Origin of the sequence: Vibrio sp. RC586, assembly GCF_000176715.1 — a bacterium.
Lineage (GTDB): Bacteria > Pseudomonadota > Gammaproteobacteria > Enterobacterales > Vibrionaceae > Vibrio.
Window position 1 is genome coordinate 1 of the sequence record NZ_ADBD01000007.1, and the last position, 16,442, is coordinate 16,442.

Annotated in this window: 17 protein-coding genes; 8 read left to right on the forward strand and 9 right to left on the reverse strand. The window is 45.3% G+C overall.

All coding sequences use genetic code 11. The annotated features are described in order from the left end of the window. Positions 1 to 409 (forward strand): diacylglycerol kinase (locus VOA_RS0117335; protein WP_000298112.1); only part of this gene is annotated, 409 nt, incomplete at its 5' end. A 302-nt stretch (positions 410 to 711) separates the two neighbouring features. Here VOA_RS0117335 and VOA_RS13970 read toward each other — a convergent pair. From VOA_RS13970 to pedF, 3 genes are all read right to left on the reverse strand, one after another. After that, positions 712 to 2,040, reverse strand: coding sequence for a PQQ-dependent dehydrogenase, methanol/ethanol family (locus VOA_RS13970; protein WP_000678062.1), 1,329 nt, complete (start codon positions 2,038 to 2,040; stop codon positions 712 to 714). A 142-nt stretch (positions 2,041 to 2,182) separates the two neighbouring features. Next, on the reverse strand, positions 2,183 to 3,136 hold the full coding sequence (locus VOA_RS13965) for a substrate-binding periplasmic protein (RefSeq protein ID WP_000947093.1): 954 nt from the start codon (positions 3,134 to 3,136) through the stop codon (positions 2,183 to 2,185). 48 nt (positions 3,137 to 3,184) lie between these two features. Continuing rightward, on the reverse strand, positions 3,185 to 3,679 hold the full coding sequence (pedF, locus tag VOA_RS13960) for a cytochrome c-550 PedF (RefSeq protein ID WP_000682547.1): 495 nt from the start codon (positions 3,677 to 3,679) through the stop codon (positions 3,185 to 3,187). Positions 3,680 to 3,888: 209 nt separating this feature from the next. On the opposite strand from pedF, the gene VOA_RS13955 reads away from it, so the two are divergent. The 4 genes from VOA_RS13955 to VOA_RS13945 all read left to right on the forward strand — a co-directional run bounded on the left by VOA_RS13955 (position 3,889) and on the right by VOA_RS13945 (position 7,629). Then, positions 3,889 to 5,076: an ABC transporter substrate-binding protein gene (locus tag VOA_RS13955; RefSeq protein WP_032468160.1), complete on the forward strand. Its 1,188-nt coding sequence runs from the start codon at positions 3,889 to 3,891 to the stop codon at positions 5,074 to 5,076. Then, entirely contained in the window at positions 5,073 to 6,059 is a 987-nt protein-coding gene (locus VOA_RS0117340; RefSeq protein WP_001076171.1) for a PQQ-dependent catabolism-associated beta-propeller protein, read from the forward strand. Before VOA_RS13955 ends, VOA_RS0117340 begins: the two co-directional genes overlap by 4 nt. Before the next feature lies 1 nt (position 6,060). After that, on the forward strand, positions 6,061 to 6,744 hold the full coding sequence (locus VOA_RS13950; RefSeq protein ID WP_009355777.1) for an ATP-binding cassette domain-containing protein: 684 nt from the start codon (positions 6,061 to 6,063) through the stop codon (positions 6,742 to 6,744). Between the two features lie 114 nt (positions 6,745 to 6,858). Beyond that, positions 6,859 to 7,629, forward strand: coding sequence for an ABC transporter permease (locus tag VOA_RS13945; protein ID WP_000288881.1), 771 nt, complete (start codon positions 6,859 to 6,861; stop codon positions 7,627 to 7,629). A gap of 95 nt (positions 7,630 to 7,724) precedes the next feature. Here the strand turns inward: VOA_RS13945 and VOA_RS13940 are convergent, their stop codons facing one another. From VOA_RS13940 to potA, 5 genes are all read right to left on the reverse strand, one after another. Next, positions 7,725 to 8,762, reverse strand: a complete 1,038-nt coding sequence (locus tag VOA_RS13940) for an extracellular solute-binding protein (protein WP_000791558.1) — start codon at positions 8,760 to 8,762, stop codon at positions 7,725 to 7,727. Positions 8,763 to 8,872: 110 nt separating this feature from the next. Then, the gene (locus VOA_RS13935; protein WP_000731883.1) at positions 8,873 to 9,904 is read right to left on the reverse strand and encodes an extracellular solute-binding protein; all 1,032 of its coding nucleotides are present in this window, start codon (positions 9,902 to 9,904) and stop codon (positions 8,873 to 8,875) included. Between the two features lie 102 nt (positions 9,905 to 10,006). Continuing rightward, on the reverse strand, positions 10,007 to 10,777 hold the full coding sequence (potC, locus tag VOA_RS13930; protein WP_000533747.1) for a spermidine/putrescine ABC transporter permease PotC: 771 nt from the start codon (positions 10,775 to 10,777) through the stop codon (positions 10,007 to 10,009). Next, complete coding sequence (gene potB / locus VOA_RS13925; protein ID WP_009355778.1) at positions 10,777 to 11,634, reverse strand: spermidine/putrescine ABC transporter permease PotB; 858 nt, start codon at positions 11,632 to 11,634, stop codon at positions 10,777 to 10,779. Before potB ends, potC begins: the two co-directional genes overlap by 1 nt. Then, on the reverse strand, positions 11,618 to 12,751 hold the full coding sequence (gene potA / locus VOA_RS13920; RefSeq protein WP_083806362.1) for a spermidine/putrescine ABC transporter ATP-binding protein PotA: 1,134 nt from the start codon (positions 12,749 to 12,751) through the stop codon (positions 11,618 to 11,620). Before potA ends, potB begins: the two co-directional genes overlap by 17 nt. Positions 12,752 to 13,074: 323 nt before the next feature. Here potA and VOA_RS0117345 point away from each other — a divergent pair, with 323 nt between their 5' ends. From VOA_RS0117345 to VOA_RS13910, 3 genes are read left to right on the forward strand one after another with little or no spacing between them, the layout of a single operon-like run. Continuing rightward, positions 13,075 to 13,881: a hypothetical protein gene (locus VOA_RS0117345; RefSeq protein ID WP_001058053.1), complete on the forward strand. Its 807-nt coding sequence runs from the start codon at positions 13,075 to 13,077 to the stop codon at positions 13,879 to 13,881. Further along, positions 13,874 to 14,674: a glucosaminidase domain-containing protein gene (locus VOA_RS13915; RefSeq protein WP_000549199.1), complete on the forward strand. Its 801-nt coding sequence runs from the start codon at positions 13,874 to 13,876 to the stop codon at positions 14,672 to 14,674. Before VOA_RS0117345 ends, VOA_RS13915 begins: the two co-directional genes overlap by 8 nt. A 1-nt stretch (position 14,675) precedes the next feature. Continuing rightward, positions 14,676 to 15,335: a DUF2987 domain-containing protein gene (locus VOA_RS13910; RefSeq protein WP_000837778.1), complete on the forward strand. Its 660-nt coding sequence runs from the start codon at positions 14,676 to 14,678 to the stop codon at positions 15,333 to 15,335. Positions 15,336 to 15,407: 72 nt separating this feature from the next. On the opposite strand, the gene ttcA is transcribed toward VOA_RS13910, so the two are convergent. Then, positions 15,408 to 16,340, reverse strand: coding sequence for a tRNA 2-thiocytidine(32) synthetase TtcA (gene ttcA, locus VOA_RS13905; RefSeq protein ID WP_000218183.1), 933 nt, complete (start codon positions 16,338 to 16,340; stop codon positions 15,408 to 15,410). Positions 16,341 to 16,442: the final 102 nt, after the last annotated feature.

The following is a 16,442-nucleotide window of genomic DNA, read 5'->3' on the forward strand; positions in this document are numbered from 1 at the left end:
ACCAATGCCGAACTTCAATGAGCTAATACCTATGAAATCGCAGACTATACAAAAACGCACAGGGCTTAACCGAATTATTTATACGTTTGTCAATAGTTATCGTGGTATTCGCTGGATGATCCAGAATGAGGCTGCATTTCAACAGGAATTATTGCTCTTTCTCCCGCTCACTGCTGTTGCCATATGGCTGCCAGTATCAGTTTTGCTGAAGGCACTGCTCATTTGCAGCCTATTGTTCATCTTGTTTGCAGAGATGGCGAATACCGCTATTGAAGCCGCGATTGACCGCATTGGCACTGATTATCACCCACTATCAGGGCTTGCAAAAGATATTGGCTCAGCTTGTGTGCTGGTCAGCTTTATGATTGCCACGATAGTATGGAGTGCTGTGTTCCTTTCAATAGATTAAGTAAACTTTTTGTCACTCAGAAAGTGGAACTAAACTATCACAGCAAAGCAAGTTTGCGATACGTGGAGTAATCCGTGCGTTTCTAATTTAGCAAAGTCGCTGACAAGGTTTTGTCCAAAAATGAGCTTCATAAAGTTTGAAGTCTGTCGCTATTCTATATTTTGCCTGTGCCTAACATACTAAAAGGTGTGAATTCGAGTAGCTTCTGATTCTCACCTTTTAAGAAGTTTTGAGGCAAATTTCACTATAATGTGTGAATGTTGAGAAGACCCTTTTACTACCTCTTCTCTCTCACCAATTTGTTATAATGAAGTGTAAGGGTGTACGAAAGGAACGTAGAAATAGCCGGTATGCTTGCTAAATGCCATTGGCATCCAGTTTTTACCACCAAGGAATGATGGAGCAGCCACTACGGTTTGTCCCTGTTTGCCATCTTTACTGTTTTGAGGATTTCCCGGACGGTTACTGTCGATGTAGATAGGGCGTCCTTTTTCATCGAGTCCTTTCGCCCAAGTAATTTTGTCCACAAAAGGAAAGCCGCGGATAAAGTCGCCGTTGGTTCGATTCAGAACATAGAAGAATCCATTGCGGTCAGCACTGGCCGCGGCTTGTACGGTTTTACCATTTTGCTGGTAATCAAAGGGGATCAGCTCGTTCACACCATCGAAGTCCCATCCATCATGGGGAGTAGTTTGGAAATGCCAGACAATTTTGCCATCGTCAGGATCTATGGCTAAACGTGATGAGGAGAAAAGGTTATCGCCTGGGCGCATATGTGAGTTCCAAGGCGCGGGGTTACCGGTTCCGAAATAGAGTAGATCGGTTTCTGGGTCGTACGTACCGCCAAGCCAAGGGGCTGCGCCGCCAGTTTGCCAAAGATCTGCGGGCCATGTTGTACCTGCTTTACCGCCGGAAATGCCATTATCGACTCGTTTGCCATCTTTCCAAACGTAGCCCATATGGCCTTCAACCGTGGGTCGTTCCCAAACCAGCTCACCGGTTTTGGCATCATAGGCTCGTACTTTTCCCACAATACCAAACTCACCACCAGAAACACCGGTGATCACCTTGCCTTTCACAACAATTGGGGCGGCGGTAATTGAGTAACCCGCGCGATAATCTTCAACGGTTTTTTTCCAGCGCACATTGCCGGTTTTGGCATCCAGCGCGACTAATTTGGCATCCAAGGTGCCGAAAATAACCAAGTCATCGTACATCGCAACCCCGCGGTTGACCACATCACAGCATGGCACAATGCCATCTGGGAGCCTTGCATCGTACTGCCAAATCTCATCGCCGGTTTTGGCATTAATGGCATAAACGCGTGAATAGGAGCCGGTGATGTACATCACACCATCACGGATCATAGGCTGAGACTCTTGGCCGCGTTGTTTCTCGCCACCGAGAGAAAACGCCCAGACGGGACGCAGCTCTTGAATATTTTCGGTATTGAGCAAGTCGATACTGCTGTAACGCTGTGCTTGTGGCCCTATACCATAGCTCACCACATCTTCGGGCGTGCTAGCATCTTGCAATATGTCTTTATCCGTCACGCCTGCCCATGCGGTTAGGCTGGTGAGAATAGAGGCACTGAGCAGGGTGCATCTGAGATAGGTTGGATTTCCTTTCATGGTTAGCTCCTTGTCGTGAACCATTTTAGAGTGATGGCATCACGCGATTGCGGTTCGATGTACGGTTGTTAAGCCTGTCGTTAGGGTAAGTGTCGTCTGATTAATCGGATGAGAAAATGACACTCTCGGTGCATTTATCTCATCACTTAGGGGGAGTGGTTTGTTCGGCTGCATTGGCGGGGATAGCGAGATCGCGATATTGCTCTGGGGCTTGCCAATGCATACCAAGTGAAGTGGCCCAACGTGCGATCTGACCAGAAGTTACGGCGTTGTTGGTAATGTCTTCCAGTACATACGCTAACTGGCGGTTGCTCTCGTGGACGGCAATACCAATCTCCCATTTAGGCTTTCCGAGCATTGGGTAAAGCCGATCCGAACTTTGAATAGTGGGCTTGGTACTGGCTTGAGTTGTATTGGCTTGGGTGTGGATAAGCCAATCTATCTGTCCGCTCATGCCCATAATCGCAGTTAACTTTTTTGTGATGAGGTCAGAAAAGGCGAGTTGTAGATTAGGGTAAGTGTGAGTTTGCTGGCGAAAGCGGTCTGATGCGCTAGTAAAGTAAAACTGCGGAAGGCTGTCTTCGACCACGCCAATCGGTTCATATTGGAACAGTGCTAAAGTTTCAATCTGTGCAATTTTGTCTGGGTCAAAGGCGACTTTCCATTGCTCCGTTTGATATGGCGCGAACATATACACTTGTCCATGAGCGAGTTCGCCCACATCATCACGCATCAATTGCCATTCACGATCGTAGGGAACACGCAGCATGACATCGGCTTTGAGACGTCGCCCATCGTCACTGGTGAGATTCAATCCCTTCCATAAGTAATTGCGTAGGTCATCATCACTGCGCTCGCCCGCGGTCATCCAAAGGAGTTCTAGCTTTAACCCCATTTGTTCGGCAATCAAACTGGCTAACCATACGTCCAAACCCTGTGGCTCTCCGGATTGAGAAAGGAACGAATAGGGTGGGAAATCACGATAGACCGCAATCGTAATTTGCCCACTCGCCACGATGTCGTCATACGTTCTGGCTTGTAATGGGGTAAACGTGCCTAAGTAAAACAGCAGGGCGAGTAGCCAATATCTCAGCATAAGTTCACTCCGAATTGACGGAAGGTAGGATGAAAAGCAACCGCCGAATTAACTCTTCGGAGCGACCGATTCAAGCCAAGTTCGAATGGCCCACAAGGCTTCTTGATTTAAGTAATCCGCCATTTTGGGCATATAAACCGCACCATCTCGAACTGCGCCATTTTGTACTCGATAGATAAACCACTCATCACCATCCAGGTCGGGAGAAAGCTGGCGTAAGTCAGGGGCAATGCCTCCGGAAATTCCCTCAAGGCCGTGGCAACGAGCGCAGTTTTGGTTATAGGCGGAAGCACCAACACGCTCGATTTCTTGCAGCGCGGGCCCTGTCTCTGTGCGGTACGGATTGCTTTCACGCCACGTTTCACCGAGGGGGGGCAAGGTTGAAGTATCCACACTTTGTGGTGTGACGTTGCCGTGTGCCAAGACAGGTCTCGGTACTAGGCCTCCCGCGACAAGAAAAGTGATGAGAATAACGAGCTTGAGGTGAACGGGAATCGCGATGAAAGACATCGAGATTGGATATTGAGTTAAAGGGTGCTTCATGTGGCCTCTCTAGATTGGGTGAAGAAAGTGAGCGAAATTGACATTGAGTTTAGGGAGGGTTATCGCATGTAGACATCGTCCTATAGCCGCAACTCTTCTCCTCCTTTAGGAGGAAATCGGCTGTCATTGGTGTAGCGAGCGTGGTAATTACGGCTCAGGCTGCGTAGATTGATAAGCACGTGAGGCAAGAATGGAGGCGAGCGGTCAGGATGAGATTAGCTCTATTTTGCGGGCGTTTATGGCTCGCACTGTTTTTGTTTAGTGCTCCGGCATTGGCTAGTCGAGAAGTCTTGCTCGGTATACTTAAGGAGAATGTCCCTTCGCTCACAGGGGTGCCTCAGTATCTTCGTGCGCCGGTGACACAAGGCATTGCAGGGGCGCAATTGGGGATTTTGGACGCGAATCAAGCCGGCAAATTTTTAAAGCTGCACTATCAGCTTAATGTAGCAAAAGAAGACCAAACGGCACTGGTCAAAACAGCACAACAGATGTGGCAGCAAGGGGTGAGTATCTTTCTGATTGATGCTTCTACCCCAACGCTACTTGCGGTGCGCCAAGCCTTGCCCGAAGTAGCCTTGCTGATAAACACCAACAATAGCGCGGATAACCTGCGTGTAACTCTTTGCCTCGCTAATACGCTGCATACTGCCCCGAGCGATAGCATGAAAAGCGATGCGATAGCGCAATGGTTGCGGCAGGAAAAACTGTTGCGCATTTTACTGATTAGTGGCCAATCCGAGCCGGATCTCGCACTCAAGCAAGCGGTGCTGCACAGTATTGAAAAATACGGTTTGAAACTCATTGACGATAAAACATGGACGTTTGATACCGATTTACGGCGTCAAGCCTCAGTGGAAGTGAAGCGTTTTACTCAAAGTAAGGAGTATGACGTGGTATGGGTCAATGATACGCAAAATCTGTTTGGTCAATATATTGCCTACAATACTTGGTTATCGCGTTTCGTGGTTGGTACTCATGGTCTGCGCGCAGATGCTTGGCATCGTTCGCTTGAAGAGTGGGCGGCAGCTCAGTTGCAAGAGCGTTTTTATCGCCAAAATCAACGCTATATGGAAGCGGCAGATTATAACGCTTGGGTAGCGATTCAGACGGTACATTCTGCACTTCGCACTCAACCACAACTCTCCGATCGTGAGTTGACGGCTTTTCTTATCGATCCACAATTTGAATTTGCCGCTTATAAAGGGCGAGCAGTCAGTTTCCGTGGATGGGATGGTCAGCTACGGCAACCGATCCCGCTTTCAACCGAGCAAGCTTTGGTCGCGAGCTTACCCCTTGATGGTTATCTACATCCTATTAATAACTTAGATACCTTAGGCACGGATGAGTCAGCCAGTCAGTGCCGATTGGCAGGATCGATAAAAAGGAAAACACCATGAATCAACGACTCAAATTCGTTTTACTTGTGCTTGCGCTGAGTTTGTCGTCTGCATCGCAAGCCAGTGCAAGAGAAGTGGTTTATATTTCGAATGAAAAAGATGACACCCTCTCTATCCTGGATTTGGCCTCGTTCACGGTGATCGACACTATTAAATCTGGGGCACGGCCGCGAGGTATCACGCTAAGCAAGGATGGCAAGCAACTGTATGTGTGTGCCAGTGAGTCGGACACGGTACAGGCTTTTAATTTGAACGATGGCAGCCTAGCGTTTGAACTCCCCTCTGGCGAGGATCCCGAACAGTTTGCTCTGCACCCCGATGGTAAAACACTGTATGTGGCGAATGAGGATGATGCACTACTGACCGTCATTGATATTCCCACGCGCTCTGTAATTACCCAAATTGAAGTTGGGGTTGAGCCGGAAGGTGTAGGGGTCAGCCCCGATGGGCGTTATGTTATCGTAACATCGGAAACGTCTAACATGGCACATTGGATTGATACTCAAACCCATCAAGTCGTACACAACTCGTTGGTGGATGAGCGGCCTCGCTATGTTGCCTTTAATGATGCGGGTGATCGGGTTTGGGTGAGCTCTGAAATCGGCGGCACAGTCAAAGTGCTGGATGTGGCAACCCAAAAAGAGCTGCACACTCTGAAATTCAGCATTCCAGGTGTCTATGCTCCAAAAATCCAACCCGTTGGCATTCAACTGACCAAAGATGGCCGCTATGCTTTTATTGCGCTAGGCCCAGCTAACCATATTGCTGTAGTCGATCAGCAATCGTTTGAAGTCATTAAGTATTTGCTAGTGGGACGCCGAGTGTGGCAGATGGCATTAAATTCAGATCAGCAATGGCTAGTCGCCACCAATGGGGTCAGTGGTGATGTCTCCTTAATTGATGTTAAACAACTGAAAGTGGTGAAAACCACTAAAGTGGGACGATTTCCTTGGGGAGTCGTGGTGACTAAACGGGGAGAGTAAGATGCTGTTGCAACTGGAGGATATTTCATACTTTTATGGAAAACAGGCAGCGCTTAGCCATATTAATCTAACCATAAAACAAGGCATGAACCTGTTACTTGGCCCAAATGGTGCAGGGAAGAGCACTCTGTTTGCCTTGCTAACCCTATTACAAAACCCGCACAGTGGAAGTATGGTACTTGATGGTGAGCCACTGGATAAAAACCACCGCAACCTGTTGCGAGAATTTGGTGTGGTTTTCCAGCTCAGCTCTCTCGATCTCGATTTAACGATTGAACAAAACTTGATGTATTACGGCCACCTGCATGGACTCAACCAAAAGCAAGTTACCCAAAGGGCACTACCTTTGTTGGATGCCTTCGCACTGGCCGATCTCCTGAACCGAACCGTTCGAAGCTTGAATATTGGACATCGGCGGCGTTTGGAAATTGTACGTGCCTTGATCCACCACCCCAAATTACTTTTGCTGGATGAGCCTAGTTCTTCGCTTGATATTCCTGCGCGGGAAGCGCTGAACCACTGTTTGAGAAACTGGATACGCCAACATCAGCTCAGCGTATTGTGGTCCACACACCTCATCGAAGATATCGAATCGAATGATCACATCATCTTACTCCATAAAGGGCGATGCTTTCCCAAGGTTCAGCACAGGAACTTTGTAGTACGTTACGTTGTGACAATGTGAGTGCCGTATTTCGTAAAATGGTGTCGGGAACGGAAACGCAGGCAAACATTGGGTTGGGTGAGCCAAAAATGCCATCGTAGTGAGCTGTGAGAGGGAATGAAGTAGGAGTTACGCATGTACACATGGTTGATGGTGATGAAGGGGATTACTTGGCGTGAGTGGCAAAAGTTACTCAATCAAAAATCCCGTTTTTTGAGTAGTTTAGTGCGGCCTTTGCTGTGGTTTTTTATGTTTTCGGCGGGGTTTCGTTCTACGCTTGGTCTGTCCATTACCGAACCCTATTCCACTTATATTAACTACGAGGAGTATATGCTCCCTGGCTTGTGCGGCATGATTTTGTTGTTTCACAGTATGCAAAGCGCGCTTTCAATCGTGTATGACCGTGAAATGGGCAGTATGCGAATATTGTTAACCAGTCCGTATCCATTGGGTATGTTGCTGAGCAGTAAACTAGTTGCCGTCAGCTTGATCTCACTGCTATTGGTTTTCGTTTTCTTAGTGATAGTGGCATTTTATGGGATTGCGTTTGAGTGGAAGGGGTATGTTTCACTCGCTTTAATGTGCTTGGTGGTTGCTTCATTACTGAATGGCATTGGGCTTGTGATAGCAGGGCAGACCAAACAGTTAGAAAACTTTGCGGGTGTAATGAACTTCGTGATTTTCCCAATGTTTTTTATCTCCTCCGCTCTCTATCCATTGTGGAAAATTCAGGAATCGAGTTTGCTGCTCTACACTTTGTGCGTCTATAACCCATTTACCTATGCCGTTGAACTGCTTAGATTTGCGCTCTATCAGCAATTTAATGGCATGGCATTTATGATTGTGTTGGGGTTAAGTGTGCTATTCAATGTTATGGCGGTGCGCCGTTTTCGCTATCAAGTCTAGCCATGATCAGAGCAGGCAGAATGATGAAGAGCGGAAAAAGAAAGCCACCCGAAGGTGGCTATTCAAACATTTCAGTCGTTCGACATTCAAGCAGACTAGTCGTTTACTTTGAGCTTTTGGAAGTATTCATCGTACAGCGCACTCGCCGCACCCACTTCATCTTGCCATTCACCCTTTTCCATTACGGACTGTGGTGGATAGATGCTTGGATCGTTAGCAAACTCTTTAGGGAGCAGATCGTGAGCAGTCTTAACTGGAGTCGGGTAGCCAATTTCAAGGGCGATCTTGGCGGCATTCTCTGGACGTAATAAGAAGTCGATCATTTTATGAGCCGCTTCGATATTTTTTGCGCCAGTAGGGATCGAGATACTATCCATCCAGAAAATGGCTCCTTTTTCTGGCCAAATAATCTCAATTGGAGCGCCTTCTTGGCGAGCCATATAGGCAGAACCGTTCCATAACATACCGAGAGAGACTTCACCTGCGAGGTAAGGATTGGCTGGGAAATCTGAGTTAAACACCAGTACATTTGGCATGAGCTTTTTCAGCTCGCGGTAAGCGGCTTTAATCTCTTTTGGATTGGTGGTGTTTGGTGAGTAACCTAATTTACTCAACGCAATGTGAAAGACTTCGCGTGAGTCATCCATCAACATTAGCTGACCGGCCCACTTAGGATCCCAAAGGTCACCCCAGTTCTTGAGCGATTTTTTATCGAGCATGTCGGTGTTGATGCCGATGCCCGTAGCCCCCCAAATATAAGGAATGGAATATTTATTGCCTGGATCAAAAGGCTTGTTTAGATAGTTGGGATCCAAGTCTTTGAAGTGAGAAAGCTTTGAATGATCAATCTCTTGCAGCATGCCTTCTTTGCGCATCTTAGAGACAAAGTAAGTAGAAGGAACGACAAGGTCATAACCCGCACCTTGCGTTTTGAGCTTGGCATACATGCTTTCGTTGGATTCATAGGTGGAGTAGATCACCTTGATTCCGGTTTCTTTGGTAAAGTCTTCTAGGACTTCGCTCGGGATATATTCAGACCAATTGTAGAAATAGAGTTCTTGGTCTTTAGCCATTGCATTGGTGGTGAACAATGCTGCTGCGCACAGAGCACTCGCAAACAGTTTATTTTTCATTACGTTCCCATAGTGTATTGAAAGAACCTAACTAGGCGATGGAGGGGGAGTATAACAAGATAAAAAAAAATAGGCAGCAGATGCTGCCTATTTGATGCTTTTGTGCGACTTTATTGGCCAGCTTTCAACTTCATGAAGTATTCTTCATACTTCACCGTCTTGTCACCAACCGCAGATTGCCACTCAACACGATCCAAATCTTCTTGAGATGGGAACAGTGGAGCCACACCTTTAAATTTGTCGTTTGAGGATTTAACACCAGTCAGATAACCAGTATCACGTGAAATTTGCTCTGCAATTTCAGGGCGCAACAAGAAGTCAATCATCTTGTGTGCAGCATCAACGTTTTTCGCACCAGAAGAGATAGCGAAGTTATCAACCCAACCGATACCGCCTTCTTTCGGGAATACCAACTTGATTGGCAAACCTTCTTTTTGCGCAGCAGCCGCAGAACCATTCCACAACATACCTAAGCCAACTTCACCAGAAAGGTAAGGAGCAGCAGGGTTATCTGAGTTGAAAACCAATACGTTAGGCATCAGTTTTTGCAGTTCAGCATAGGCTTCATCGATCTGTTTGTCGTCTGTTGAGTTACCAGAGTAACCCAGCTTACGCAGAGCGATGTGGAACACTTCACGAGTATCATCCATCAACATCAGTTGACCTTTAAGCTCTGGCTTCCACAGGTCGCCCCAGCTTTGGAAGTCATTTGGATCATACATATCTGTGTTTACTGCTAAACCCGTGATAGCAACAACGTGTGGGATTGAGTAGTCGTTATTTGGATCAAAAGGCTTATCTAGGTAATTAGAATCAAGATTGTTGAAGTTACTTAGCTTCGATTTATCAATCTTTTGCAGCATGCCTTCATCACGCATTTTTGCCACGAAGTAGGTAGATGGAACTACCAGGTCATAACCTTCATTGTGCGTTTTGAGCTTTGCATACAAAGTTTCGTTTGACTCATAAGTAGAGTAAATAACTTTGATTCCAGTTTCCTTGGTAAATTGTTCTAGGATACCGCTATTGATATACGGACCCCAGTTCATGAACACAAGTTCCTTATCTTCCGCTGCCGCTGTACCAGACAACAGAGAAAGCGCACATGCGCTACCTGCTAAAAAAGTAGCCAGTTTTTTCATCGACGTTAGCTCCAAACTAAACGTTGCCCTTATGGGCGTTGCAAAGAAAAACAGAATGACTTCCGTCATTCTGTTTCGCGTGTTTCCAAACGGACGTGGATTCTACTTCATTTTTTCTCTTGCTAACAACTGTGAAGTAATAACAAGAGCCAATGAAACAACCAGCATCACCGTTGCCAGTGCGTTGACCTCTGGTGAAATACCTACTTTAACCATTGAGTAAATTTTCAATGGTAGAATTTCATAAGTTGGACCAGTGACAAACGAACTGATAATCACGTCATCCAGCGATAGGGTAAAGCTGAGTAACCAGCCAGCTGCTACCGCTGGTTTTGCCAGAGGCAGAATGATCTTCTTCAGTATAACCCATTCTCCGGCACCAAGATCTTTTGCTGCTTCCAACATTTTTACATCAAAGCCATTGAGGCGGCTATAAACTGTCACAACCACGAAGGGTAGACAGAAGGTGATGTGTGCAATCAGTAGAGTAAAGAACCCTAACTTTGCTCCCATCACTAAGAACAGAGCAAGCAGCGAAATGGCCATCACAATATCAGGTGACATCATCACCACAAACAGCATACCGCTCACCACTTTCTTACCTTTAAACTGGTAACGGAAGAGGGCAACCGCAGTCAAACTGCCAATCAGTGTCGCTGCAGTAGCAGAAAACACTGCGACATTGATGGAGTGCCAAGCCGCTTGCATTAAGCTGTCGTTATTCATTAGCGCGTGATACCACTTAGTGGTAAACCCACCCCATTTGATACCAAACTTGTTTTCGTTAAATGAGTTTGCAATCAGAACTATGATTGGTAAGTACAAAAATAAGTACACCAAACTCATAAAGCTAAATCTAATTGAACGTCCCATTAGTCTAGCTCCACCTTCTTATTCAAGAGTTTACCTGCACGATAGTAAGCGTACAGCATGATCGCCATGGCCAGAGTCAGTGCAATACTGGTTGCGGCACCAAATGGCCAGTCACGAGCATTAAGCACTTGGCTCTTAATCACGTTACCGATCAATAGGTTTTTCGCACCACCAAGCAAGTCAGCAATGTAGAACATGCCGAGGGCTGGGAGTAGAACCAGTAAACAACCACCAATAATGCCGGGCATAGTCAGAGGTAAAATTACGCGAACCAAGGTTTGAAACTTGTTGGCACCCAGATCGCGCGCCGCTTCAATATAAGTGCCATCCAATTTCTCGATAGCTGAATAGAGCGGAAGGATCATAAATGGCAACAAAATGTAAACCAGACCAATCATGACGGCTGTTTCGGTAAACATGATGCGTAATGGGGCATCAATCAAACCAAGCGACATCAGTGCTTGGTTCAGGATACCTTGCGTACCGAGTACAATTTTCAAACCATAGGTGCGAATTAGTGAATTGGTCCAGAAAGGAACAATGATCAAAAAAAGCATAAATGGACGCCATTTTTCAGGCATTTTGGCCACAATGTACGCAAATGGGTAGCCAATCACGAGGCAGATCAAGGTTGCAACAATCGCCATATAGAACGAGTGCAGCATCACTTTGCCGTATAGTGGATCAAGTAGACGCGTATAGTTTTCAAAAGTGAAAACAAACTTAATCAGGTTTGCTTCGTCACGAGTCAGAAAACTAGTAGCAATAATCATCAGGTTAGGGAATAGCACAAACAGCACTAACCACCCCACGATTAAGGTAATAATCGCGTTTTGTAGATTAAGCTTTTTGCTCATCATTGAGTACTACCTCCCAGCTTTCAACCCAAGTGATGGCAACCTTCTGCCCGATAGAGTGATCCACATCAGGATCATCTTCGTTGAAGAATTCGCTAACCATCACACACATACCGGATTCCAGTTCTACCACTGATTCCAGAGTCATGCCTTTGTAGGTACGGTCAGTCACGTGGCCTACAATGCCTTTTTCTTCTGACTCTTTAATTTCTTCGATACGTAAGTCTTCAGGACGGAGGAGCACTTGTAGCTTGTCACCAGCTTTCACTTCATCTTCATAGTAAACAATCGACTCGATACCCTCGATGTCAACGCGGATGCGTTTTTCATCGATACGGTCTAAAGTCGTTGCTTGGAAGACGTTGATTTCGCCAATAAAACGAGCAACAAAGAGGTTTTTAGGATCTTCGTAGATTTCACGAGGCGAGCCGTCTTGTTCAATTTTGCCTGAACGCATAACAATAATGCGGTCTGACATGGACAGTGCTTCTTCTTGATCGTGAGTGACAAAGATAAAGGTAATACCTAATTGGCGTTGCAGCTGTTTGAGCTCACTCTGCATTTGTTTACGCAGTTTGTAATCCAATGCAGAAAGCGATTCGTCAAGTAGCAGTACTTTAGGTTTGTTGACCACCGCGCGCGCGATAGCAATACGCTGTTGCTGGCCACCAGAAAGTTGATGCGGTTTACGCTGTGCCATTTCAGCAAGGCGTACCATTCGCAGTGCATCCATAACTCGAGGTTCGATTTCACTGTTTGGCACTTTCTGCATACGTAAGCCAAAAGCAACGTTTTCGAACACAGTCATGTGAGGGAAAAGAGCATAGCTTTGGAAGACCGTATTGACGTGTCGTTGTTCAGCAGGAACTTGAGTAACGTCTTGATCATCTAGCAGAATCTGACCTTGATCTGCAGTTTCAAAACCGGCAATCATTCTTAACACAGTTGTCTTGCCACAGCCTGATGGGCCTAGGATAGTTAAGAATTCACCGTGATTCACATCAAGATTGAGGTTACCAATGATTTCCTTACCATCGAAACTTTTGCTAATGCCAGATAAACGAATGACTGGCTTTCCTACTGAATGTTGTTCGTTCAACGTCTGTATTTCTCCCACCTCGGCCTGTAGACAATTCTACTTGTTGGACCTGTAGTTAAACAAAAATAAGGGGCGCATCATAAACACCAAGAGCACGATTTCAAAGTCTTTTTCTTACCTTGAAACATAAAAATTTTTGCCAGTTTTATTCTATTTTGTCTAGCATGCTGATTTTGCTTAACTCTTAATGCTATCAAGCGGTTAATTATCAATCATATCGACAATAATGCAAGACAGATTGGTAATCAGATTTTAGCCTGAGCTGCATTTTAGTATAATGAACACAATTTTCATGTCGAAGCGTGACGTTATCCGCGCATTTGACCGAACTAGGGCATTTTATGAATAACGATATCGAAAGAGAGTTCAATCTTGGCGGCTCGGTAGAGAAAGCGCTATCGGGAAGTTATGAATTAAAAGTGGGTGATGTACTCAAGGAAGCTTGGGGTATTACAGTCAAGCACTTTATTAATTTCACGCCTGCCATTTTTGCGCTGATTTTGGTGCAGTTGGCGATTTTTTATTTTGCGTTCAAATTGCAGATCGGCGATCTCTCCGTGATTCTGTCTGTGTTTCAGGAGGGCGGTGTGCTGCCCGAAGGCCTAGTCCAAGCCATGTTTATTGTTAACTTTAGCTATGAAGTGATTAGCGCGCCGATTTATGCAGGCATCAGTTTAATGGCGATGAGTCACGCGGCAGGGCTAAAAAACCAAACTCGGCATATCACGAAAGGATTACAGTTTACGATCCCGGTTATCCTCGCCACTCTGTTCAGTTTATTGTTACAAGGTGTGGCAGGGATGATTTTGCCATTCCTTTCTATGTACCTCTCTGTGGCTTTTAGTAACTCATTACTACTGATTTGTGAAAAGAAAGTCCCACCTATGCAATCTTTGTTATTGTCATTGCGAGCAGTGAATAAAAAGATTTTCCCGTTAATCGCTATCTATTCGATCTTGATGGTGCTGTTCATGATGGCCGTACTTCCGTACGGTATTGGTTTAGTGTTGTTCTTGCCTTTCTTCTTTCATGTTAAAGGCATTATTTATCGCAACATGTTTGGCATTCGCCTAAAAATCATTTCGACAGACCAATCATTTCCAGATCAACAAGATAGTCATAAATCAACCGGAGTGTTTGATGCATAAGAAAGTAAGCATTGGCCTCATTTGGCTGATGATTTTCGTCATTAGCTTGTTTGGTGTTTACCGCTTCGAGAAACCGAAGCGGGTAAAGCTGCCATTACTACGAGGTGAAGTAGTGGGTAGCGCCCCAGATTTTTCTTCGATTATCGATATTTCGCAAAGAAAGGAAGCCTTTTTTAACTACCTAAAGCCTGGGGTAATGTATGAGAACTCTCGTGTGTTACAAGAGCGAGTCATTCTCAAACGGATTAAAAAAGACTTTGCAGATGACCATCTTTCATCGAGCAACTTAGCGCAAGCACAATGGTTGGCAAGTGCCTATTCGGTAGAGCTTAACCAAGGTAATGTTGATATTGCTTGGCTTCAGGAAATGTTTCGCCGAGTTGATGTGATCCCACAAGCTTTGGTTTTGACGCAAGCTGCCAATGAGTCGGCATGGGGAACGTCTCGATTTGCACGAGAAGCGAATAACTATTTTGGACAGTGGTGTTATAGTTGGGGATGTGGTTTGGTACCTTTGGAACGCTCAGCAGGAGCGTTTCATGAGGTTGCTAAATTCGATAGTGTCCAAGATTCGATTCATGGTTATTTTATGAATGTGAATCGAAATGAGGCCTATCGTGAGTTGCGTGATATTCGTTTCCAACTACGCAAAAAAAAGGTTAACCCAGCGAGTGATAAAAGCGCACAAGCGATGAGTAACAGACTTTTGAAATACTCAGAGCGTGGAGAGGCGTATGTTCAGGATTTACAAGCTATGATGTCGGTTAATCAAAAATATTGGAACAATAATTAGAATGAAATCAAAATCTTACCTACTAATTGCCTCGTTGGCATTAAGCCTAACTGCTCCAGCGATGGCACAGCAATACATGTTTACTTACAGCAAGCTTTTTTCACAGATGAAAAGCAACACGAAAGAAGATCATCCGGATGTAAAAATGGGTATTTTCTTTGTTGATGCACAGAGTAAGCAAAACTGCGTTATAGAAAAAGCTTGGATGGAAAAAGAAGAACACTACGAAGAGTTGCCGATTGGCCCTAGTCATGAGCTAGTAATCCCCTTGGATAACAATTTGCGTCAAGCAAATCCACTGGTTTTTGTTGATACGCCGCAGGATAAGCGTTGTGATTTTTCTATGGTTGTGATGGCCAAAAAACCTTTTGAAGGCAAAGTTACCTACCAAGAGGTGGACGTCTTGCTACCGCAAATGCAAGTTATGCTTGAACAGCTTGGTGGTATGTTTTCCAGTTGGTTTACGCCCGCGGTGGAAGGCGTCACCTTAGAATTCGCGCCAGAAACGGAGGGGATGATTACGTTCAGTAATGGTCAATCTATGGCCATCGAGAATCACAAGGCACAAGTAGCGTTAGTGCAAATCGGTGAAGAGGGGTGGATGCAACTGCCTGCTCCAACTCTACGAGTTTTACCTTATTTACCTTCTGCAAAAAAATAAGCTTAGCGAACTAAACCAAATAAATAAAGGCTGCCGGATAGGTAGCCTTTATTTTATTGAGTTACTTTGTAACTAGAGATTGGTGACACTTAATTGAAGAGATGGGTCGAACTCTACAACCAAGTCTTCATCTTCAACCACTTGTGGTGCCATTTCTTCTTTATCGAAACCAATATCTCCGCCATTGATGACGCCAGAATCTTTATTGATTGACTTAAAATCAAACAGCGCAAAATCTGCCAGATGGCTTGGTACCACGTTTTGCATCGCTCTGAACATGGTTTCAATGCGCCCTGGGAAGCGCTTATCCCAGTCGTTTAGCATCATTTTTACCGCTTGACGCTGCAAGTTGGGCTGTGAGCCACAGAGATTGCAAGGAATGATCGGGTAAGCACGCATATCGGAGTACTTAATGATGTCTTTCTCACGGCAATAAGCAAGTGGACGAATCACAACATGCTCACCATTGTCAGAAACCAATTTAGGAGGCATACCTTTCATTTTGCCGCCATAGAACATGTTCAGAAACAGTGTTTCTAAGATGTCATCGCGGTGGTGACCTAAAGCAATTTTAGTTGCCCCTAGCTCTTTCGCTGTACGGTATAGAATGCCGCGGCGTAGTCGTGAGCATAGTGCGCATGTTGTTTTACCTTCAGGAACCTTGTCCTGAACGATGGAATAGGTATCTTCTTCAATGATTTTGTACTCAACTCCCAAGCTTTCTAGATACTCAGGCAGTACGTGCTCAGGAAATCCTGGTTGTTTTTGATCGAGATTGACAGCAACCAATTCAAAAGAGATAGGCGCACTTTTTTGTAGGCTCATTAAAATTTCCAGCATGGTAAAGCTGTCTTTACCACCGGATAAGCACACCATGATACGGTCACCATCTTCAATCATGTTGAAGTCCGCAATGGCTTGACCAGTATTACGACGAATACGCTTTTGCAGTTTATTGAAATTGTATTGTTGAGCTTTGGTCAACTCTTGAGTTTGCACTGTCATTGCTTGCTATCTTAAATCTCAGAACAAAATGAAGTGCGTATGATACGGATAAATCGAAGAGATGCCAGATTTATAGCATGAAGAGAGAAAAAATCCCTGCCA

What these genes read in the sequence shown, in the direction of transcription:
- VOA_RS13970 (WP_000678062.1), bottom strand. Translation starts at nt 2,040, where the DNA reads ATGAAAGGAAATCCAACCTATCTCAGATGCACCCTGCTCAGTGCCTCT.
- VOA_RS13945 (WP_000288881.1), top strand. Translation starts at nt 6,859, where the DNA reads ATGTACACATGGTTGATGGTGATGAAGGGGATTACTTGGCGTGAGTGG.
- ttcA (WP_000218183.1), bottom strand. Translation starts at nt 16,340, where the DNA reads ATGACAGTGCAAACTCAAGAGTTGACCAAAGCTCAACAATACAATTTC.
- VOA_RS13935 (WP_000731883.1), bottom strand. Translation starts at nt 9,904, where the DNA reads ATGAAAAAACTGGCTACTTTTTTAGCAGGTAGCGCATGTGCGCTTTCT.
- pedF (WP_000682547.1), bottom strand. Translation starts at nt 3,679, where the DNA reads ATGAAGCACCCTTTAACTCAATATCCAATCTCGATGTCTTTCATCGCG.
- VOA_RS13915 (WP_000549199.1), top strand. Translation starts at nt 13,874, where the DNA reads ATGCATAAGAAAGTAAGCATTGGCCTCATTTGGCTGATGATTTTCGTC.
- VOA_RS0117345 (WP_001058053.1), top strand. Translation starts at nt 13,075, where the DNA reads ATGAATAACGATATCGAAAGAGAGTTCAATCTTGGCGGCTCGGTAGAG.
- VOA_RS13955 (WP_032468160.1), top strand. Translation starts at nt 3,889, where the DNA reads ATGAGATTAGCTCTATTTTGCGGGCGTTTATGGCTCGCACTGTTTTTG.
- VOA_RS13940 (WP_000791558.1), bottom strand. Translation starts at nt 8,762, where the DNA reads ATGAAAAATAAACTGTTTGCGAGTGCTCTGTGCGCAGCAGCATTGTTC.
- VOA_RS13965 (WP_000947093.1), bottom strand. Translation starts at nt 3,136, where the DNA reads ATGCTGAGATATTGGCTACTCGCCCTGCTGTTTTACTTAGGCACGTTT.
- VOA_RS0117340 (WP_001076171.1), top strand. Translation starts at nt 5,073, where the DNA reads ATGAATCAACGACTCAAATTCGTTTTACTTGTGCTTGCGCTGAGTTTG.
- potB (WP_009355778.1), bottom strand. Translation starts at nt 11,634, where the DNA reads ATGAGCAAAAAGCTTAATCTACAAAACGCGATTATTACCTTAATCGTG.
- VOA_RS13950 (WP_009355777.1), top strand. Translation starts at nt 6,061, where the DNA reads ATGCTGTTGCAACTGGAGGATATTTCATACTTTTATGGAAAACAGGCA.
- VOA_RS13910 (WP_000837778.1), top strand. Translation starts at nt 14,676, where the DNA reads ATGAAATCAAAATCTTACCTACTAATTGCCTCGTTGGCATTAAGCCTA.
- potC (WP_000533747.1), bottom strand. Translation starts at nt 10,777, where the DNA reads ATGGGACGTTCAATTAGATTTAGCTTTATGAGTTTGGTGTACTTATTT.